Source organism: Cellulophaga sp. (genome assembly GCF_039943695.1).
Taxonomy (GTDB): Bacteria; Bacteroidota; Bacteroidia; order Flavobacteriales; family Flavobacteriaceae; genus Cellulophaga.
Genome location: NZ_JBDVAA010000177.1, coordinates 21,392 through 28,899 on the forward strand (window position 1 = coordinate 21,392; position 7,508 = coordinate 28,899).

Genomic DNA, 7,508 nt, shown 5'->3' on the forward strand with positions numbered 1-7,508 from the left:
ATCACATTTTACTGCGCTAACAAGGATGTATTACTTATTTGTATGTAAAAGTATTTTAAAAATCTAAAACCGAATTTGGAGGTAATGGCACCTTATTTTGTTTACGCCATTGTACTAATTCTGCTAACATTGTATTGGCAATGTCTTTATAAGAATCTACTAAGTTAGTAGACTCAGACGGATCATCATTTAAGTTGTACAACTCTAACTTACCATCTGCTAAAAACTGAATTAACTTGTAGTTGTTTTTTCTGATTACAGAACAAGTACCGTGTTTCCATTGGCTAGCCAAATGCCAAAATAAAGGACGATTTGTAAATTGCTCATCATCTTTAGTAAAAATTGGAGTAATAGAATTACCATCTAACTCACCGCTATAATTTTTTATACCAGCGACATCTAAAAACGTAGGAAAAAAATCTAACGCAGTTATGGCTTCTTTACTTCTTCTTGCCTGTACTTTACCTGGCCAGTTTACCAAAGCAGGTACTTTTATTCCGCCTTCATAAATATAACCTTTAGCACCACGTAGTAAATCGTTTTTACTTTGTCCGCCATTATACCCGTTATCTGATGTTAAAATTATCATTGTATTTTCTCTAAGGCCATTATCATCCAAGTATTCTACAATTCTGGCAACGTTATCGTCTACAGATTCTACCATAGATGCATAACCAGCATAGTGTTCTTTTCTTTTTACTTTAGCTGCAATACCTTGCCCTGTAACAGAATCTACCTCTTTATTTAGGTATTTTTGATACAACTCTTCATTACGTTTTCTAACAGGTGCGTGCACTGCATAATAATCTAAATTTATAAAGAAAGGCTCATTTTTATGATCTCCAATAAACTCAATAGCTTCATCTGTTAACCTGTCTGTAAGCCATTCATCTGTTGGTTTTTGTTCTATAAACGGATTACTAAATGGTGCTATATAACCACCACCTACGCTTTTATATCCGCCAGGTTCCAAAGCAGGATCTCCACGGTAAGTACCCGCTACATTTTTTATAAAACCACGACCTTCTGGGTAGTACTGCTGTATTTCTGGTGTTTTATGTTTTGCCACCCAACTATAATCTCCCGGATCTGGTTGAGTAAGTTTCTGTTGTATAGGAAACGTCATTGCTCTTTCCTTTTCTGGATAAGGACCAACAATATGCCATTTACCAATGTGTATTGCCTTGTAGCCAGCATCTGCTAATGGTTCTGCAAAAATGGTATGCTCCTTACCAACTGTCCACCTAGAAAAAATATTTTCTTCTGCAGTACCTTTTTCTAAAACTGGTACAGTATAAACACCAGTTCTAAAAGACTGTTTACCTGTAAAAATTGCAGTTCTAGATGGTGAACACGTTGGGTACATATAGGCATTATCTAACACCAAACTTTCTTTTGCCAAGGCATCTAAATTTGGAGTTTCATAATAGTTAGATCCGTTAAAACCAACATCTGCATACCCTAGATCATCAACCAAAATAAAAACAATATTTGGCTTTTTACTTTCTGGTTGTTGTGCTACCTCTTTACCTTTAGCTTCTGGTTTTTCTTTGCAAGAAAAAGCTAAAAAAGCAATAAAAAAACAGGCTACAATGGGATGTCTAAAAACATTTTTTTTTAAATGTATCTCTATCATATATTATTTTAATTTAAATTGATCATATTCAGGATTTACTTTAGCATCTTTAAACCTTGGTCTATCCTTCCATAAATCATAGGTTGCTTTTAACTGTTTAACATCTTCTGGGTATTGCCCTTTATCGTCTGTATTTTGTATCCAATTTTCTAATTCAGTTCTGTGCTCTGCAAGAACAGCTGCGTATTCTAATTTTTCAGCTAAATTATTCATCTGGTTCGGATCCTGTTTTAAATTATACAACTCTTCCTTTGGGCGTATACCAAACCAATGTTCTTCTTGATATGGGGTTAATTTACCTTCTTGATGTAATTTTTTAAAATCTTTTACTATTGGTTTATTATCTCTATAACCCGCTTGTAACATTGGTCTTTCTGGGAAATAATTACGAATATATCTAAAGTCTTTAGATACTACGGTTCTTATCCTATCTATAGTATAATCACATCTATCTCTTGCTCCAATAACATATTCTGGGGCATTGTAATCTTTTGCTAATAAATCTTGCCCATCCAAATATTTTGGCAAAGAAACTCCTCCCATAGCAAGGGTAGTTGCAGATACATCTAAAAGTGAAACTAAGTCATTACTAACTGTACCAGCATGTATTGCAGGATGATTACCTTTAATCATTAATGGTACTAGCATTCCGCCTTCGTAACAAAATTGTTTATGACGTAAAGAAGAATTACTTCCATGATCGGAAAAGAAAAATATAATTGTATTCTCTAATTCTCCATCTTTTTCCAACTGTTTTAAAATCTTTTCTACAGTAACATCAGATCCCCTATTGGCATTATAATGTTCTGTCCAAGCTTTTCTCTGCGATGGAATATCTGGAAAATAAGGCGGTAGAGGTACATCATTATCTGCCAGCTTTTCACCATCGCGCACATATTTAGCATCTTTTTTTCCTCCCATTATTTGTACCTGTCCAAACCATGGTTGGTTTTTATCTTTTCTTGCACTCCAAACTCCATCGGTAACAGACATATAATTAACTGCTTTGTTTCCTTGCCAGCCGTTCATTCCTGGTTTATAATCCTTTTCATTACCTACTGCATACAAGGCTTTACGATTGTAATGAAAATTATAATCGTCTTTACCAGAATTAAAAACAAAATATCCAGCATCTTTCATTAACTCCGGAATAGTCTTCATTCCTTCTGGTAAATTAATTCTAAGTTCTTCTGGTACAACTTCTCCATCGGTAGTTCTGCTAGATCTATGGTTATGTGTTCCTGTAGTTGTTTGCATAACACCAGTAATTAAGGCAGATCTACTTGCAGAACATACTGGAGCTGTGGCATATGCACGAGTAAATAATACTCCGTCTTTTGCAAATTTATCTATTACAGGTGTATGTCCAATATTAATAGAATCGCCATAACACCCCATAAATGGAGACAAGTCTTCTGCAACTATCCAAAGTATATTTGGTTTTTTTACAGCAATCTGCTCTTTAGATTTGCATCCAAATAAACATATAAACCCTAATAAATAAAGTGATAAAATTATTTTTTTCATTTTTTCTATTTTCTTATTTATTTAATTTTATAATTTTTCTACCAAAAGCAATGCCTAAACGTTTTTGCCCTTCTGTGTTATAATGTACATTATCTGCGTGTTTAGGGTAGTCTTTCCATTTTCTGTTTGTGGTTGTTTTTAAAAGAACAGCATTATTGTTTTCTTTACAAAAATCTATCATTGCTTGTCTAACCATTTCTGGACCTTCTTTAAATCTGCCATAGGTAGAGTTAATTTGCCCTATAACAAAGGGCAATTTTTCTAAGTTTAAATCTCTTTTATAAGCATTGTGTAACTTTTTTAAGTTTGCTTTATAACTCCTTGCAGCAACCTCTTTAGCAGCATCATTCTCACCTTGCATCCAACACAAACTTAGGATCTTGCATGCCTTACCTTCATTTTTAAGTAGACTAATGTTTTCTTTAATATCTTGTATATGGGCACTGTATAATTTTAGATGATGCTTCTTTTCTCCTTTTTCTACAGCTTCAGATTTTTTAAGGGTCCAGTTAGGACTCCAAGCACCATACAGTGCAGTGCCGCCCATAGACCTTTTTACTAATAAAAATTCTTGGTCTGGATACTTTTCTGCTAAGTTTACTCCTAGTAATAACTCTGGTCCAAATCGGTTTTTAAAATTATATTTTTCACTAGGTGTATTATTGTAATAAGATAGTGGTTTTGCCTCCTCACCATTAAAACTTAAGCGTACCGTATTAGATGCAACTTCTATTTGTTTTTTAATTTTAGGACTTAATTCATCATAATTACCAGCACCTGCCATATTAGATTGTCCTGCTAATAAAACAATATTTACTTTATTTTGGGCAGATACGGCACTAATGCATAAAATACACATTACCAGCAACTTAAAATTATTTCTCACTCTAAACATATAATTTATTTTACTTCTGAGACTTGAACATAAAAAACTTCGTAAGGCTTTAAAACAGGAGCAGAACTAACTGGTATTCCCTTTAACAAATCTTTACAAACAACGCCTTTTTTAGCACCCTTAAAATCAATTTTTAAAGTTGCGTCTGTTTTACCAAGGTTTACCACAGATAGGATATATGCTCCTTTTTTGTTCCTTATCACTTTCCAAACACAACCTTTAACTCCCAATTTATTAGTTTCTGTAACCAATATTTTTGGCAACAAATCTTTATTGTTTAAAAAATTCATTGCAGAGGAATTAACATCATTTAAAGAATTGCAAAGTATTAGAGTACCGTTGCTCTTTTTTAATTTAGGAATAGCCTTACCATACTCATCTTTGTTTAAACTAACTTTATCTGTAATTATAACACCACCATTATCTAAATAGTTTTGTAATGCTTTTTGCTCTTCTAGAGTGATAAATTGTGTTTTACTTACCAAAATTGCATCCCAGTTAGCTGCATTTTGTTTTTTAAGAATGTCTTTTGTTGCAAAGCCAAGTGGCGTACCGTTAAAATGAAGCGACTCGTAAAGCTCAAAAACATCATCCATATGATGCTCTTTATTTATTGCTGAAGATTTAGAATAAAAAATACGCAACGGCTTTCTTTGGCGTTGCATGCCCATAATATAATCTGAGTACGCATTTAAATCTATTAATGTAGTTGCAACCTCATTTGTTATTCTTGGTTGTTGATTATTGCTACCCGCGTAGCCTTTGTCATTTGTTGCTTTTTTTGATATGGCACCATTTGCTTCTCTAGGCCAATACCATATTTGACTAGCCGTCATCCCGTAGGTATGCGCTAACCAAAAAGTAGCTCTAGCATATTTAGGATCCTGGTATAAGTTTCTTGACTTTGTAGTAGACAAATAATGTAATTCTGAATTAAAATTTAGTTTAGACGGACTCACAGATTTTATAAAATCAAACCCCATACAAAGCTCTCTCCAGTTAAGCGCATAATGGTCTTCCCATTCTTCTTTTGGTCCCCACATATGATTATTTTCCGCTCCAGAATCGTTACCAATAATTCCACTTAAATCTGTTAACGCTTCTAAGTCTATACCATGAACTCTTTTATTATCTGTCCATAAATTGGGCATAATTTTTAAATGCACTTTTGCTGCTGCATCATACTTTAAAATTTCTTCCTTTAAAAAAGTATACCATTCTGTAACCCTATGCATATTAAACAAAGACCAATCATACCACATAGGTGTACCACGTAAACTAGTATCTATTGGTATTTGTATGGTTACAGCATTAAAATCTTTAAAATTAGTTTGCCATAAGTTGTTTAATTTATCAATAGAAATATGCTTTTTTTGCAACCATACTCTAAATTTATCTATTGTATAAGAAGAAACTGGTCCCGAAGCCCAAGCTAGTTTATCTCCTGTTTTTTGGGTAAAAAAATGAGGCTCATTACACAGCATATACCCTAAACCAGAGTAGTTTTTACCTGCTGTAATTGGGACAATACCACTTAATAATTTTTGCTGTATTTCTTTAGCCCCTGGGTTATCTATATCATATGCCGTATATGTATTAGTACGCATTACAAAATCTTCTCCGTATTTTGTTTTAGCCCAATTAGGTGTGGTTTTATGATTTAAAAATATAAAACCTAAACTACCAGTTGGTTTAGCAACCAACTCTTTCATTTTTGGTAAGCTTATTGTACCATCTTCTTTAGTTACATAAGACGGAGTTATAAAAAAACCGTCTTGGTTTCCGTGGTATTCATTTAGTTCTGCTGTATTTGGTTTCCAAGTATAGTCCGCTAAAAAAACAGGTTTATTATTAAAAAGCAATTCATCTTTATCCACTTTTACATTAGACCAATCTACTTTTGGGCTAGCAGTCCTAAATACTTTTTTATCTAAAAGTAACTTTATATAACTTATAGATTCGTCTAGCATTTTAATAACATCATTACGCTCAAAGTTTGGTAAATCTTTTGCCATTTCTTCGGCTTTGTCTGCGTAAATTTTAACTAGTGAAAATGCTTTTTCATTTGCCTTTATATGTTGCTCATCCCAATTGGCATATTTTAAAAATATTTCTGCTGTTCTTATGGTAGTATCTTCTTTTAAAACATCTATACCTTTCTTTTTTGCTTTATTACGCAACTTTTTAAGGGTTGCTATTTTAGTTTTTGCAACCTCTTCTAAGCTTTGCGCTTGTAGTAAAAAAGAAAACAAGCAAAAAAACACTATTAATATGCTATTTCTATTTTTCATATTTAAAGCCTTTATTTTTCTTTACTTTTAATGTTTTTTGTGATGTTTTATCTGCCTGTATACCATTAGTTACAGTACCATTGTATGTATTATTATCAATTTCTACATTGTTACAATTTATCAGATCAAACAAATAAGCATTAGGAAATTGTGATTTAAAAGTAGTTGTTTGCTTTATGGTATTTTTAGATATTTTTAAACCATCTACACGGTCTGCCCAAATAATACGATTACCAAACGTCTCTATAGTATTGTTTTCAAAAACAATGTTTCTATCATATAAATTAGTGGCACTAAATGTTTTTCCTAATCTTGGTGAGACTTTTAAAATTGCGTGTTCAGATCCTGCATAAGCACAGTCTACAAAGTAATTATTTCTAATAATTACGTCCTCTACATTACCAGACTCAAACCAATAAAAAGTTTCTCCACGTAGCATAATAGAAGACATCATAGATGATAAATTGTTATTTTCTATTACTATTTTTTTAGGAGTTTTAATAATTATATTTCTTGCTCTATGGTCTTGTATAGTATTACCACGCATTGTAAAACTAGGATTCCAGGTCTTGTTTTCTAAAATATCGCCAATTTTAAGATCTGTAGCTATATCATTTTTAAAAGTAAGGTCTGTGTAATGGTCGTTAATTACCTTAACTGCAGTAACTGTATTTATTTCTTTTCTAGCAGGACTTGGTGCTTTTATAAACCAAACCTCATCTCCTACTACTGCAAATTTAAATCCGTATTGCTGGTTGTGTTTTAATGCTACACGTACTGTTTTTGTATCTAATATTTTATTTACCTCTACATACGTTCCGTGTACATTTGTACCATCATCATACATACCTTCAAAACGGCAATTTTCAATAAGTATATCTCCTTTACAATTTGCAAAATGAGTAGCATCTGCTACAATAGACATAACACGGTCAGAGCCTTCTTCTATATAAATACCACTGTTTATTATTTTGATATTTTCTGATCTCTCAAACAAAAAACCCATTCCTAAAGCGTGATGAATTACTACATTATTAAAAACAATATCTTTAGAATTACGAGCTAAAAATGCAGGTGCATAACGGTTGTTTTTTTTATCCCCTTTAGATTGAAGAACACTACCTACTCTTGGAAATTTCTTTAAATTATATTGATAAAA

General features: G+C 32.5%; 5 protein-coding genes. All 5 read right to left on the reverse strand.

Annotation, left to right across the window (positions count from 1 at the left end; translation table 11 throughout):
• Positions 1-55 precede the first annotated feature (55 nt).
• On the reverse strand, positions 56-1,636 hold the full coding sequence (locus tag ABJD66_RS11700) for a sulfatase (RefSeq protein ID WP_348131751.1): 1,581 nt from the start codon (positions 1,634-1,636) through the stop codon (positions 56-58).
• A gap of 3 nt (positions 1,637-1,639) precedes the next feature.
• Entirely contained in the window at positions 1,640-3,163 is a 1,524-nt protein-coding gene (locus ABJD66_RS11705; RefSeq protein ID WP_348131754.1) for a sulfatase, read from the reverse strand.
• A 13-nt stretch (positions 3,164-3,176) separates the two neighbouring features.
• On the reverse strand, positions 3,177-4,022 hold the full coding sequence (locus ABJD66_RS11710; protein WP_348131757.1) for a sialate O-acetylesterase: 846 nt from the start codon (positions 4,020-4,022) through the stop codon (positions 3,177-3,179).
• A 41-nt stretch (positions 4,023-4,063) separates the two neighbouring features.
• A complete protein-coding gene (locus ABJD66_RS11715) occupies positions 4,064-6,349 on the reverse strand; it encodes a beta-galactosidase (RefSeq protein WP_348131760.1) in 2,286 nt (761 codons plus the stop codon).
• Positions 6,339-7,508: right-handed parallel beta-helix repeat-containing protein (locus tag ABJD66_RS11720; RefSeq protein ID WP_348131763.1), on the reverse strand; the 1,170-nt coding region annotated here is incomplete at its 5' end. The genes ABJD66_RS11715 and ABJD66_RS11720, both read right to left, overlap by 11 nt.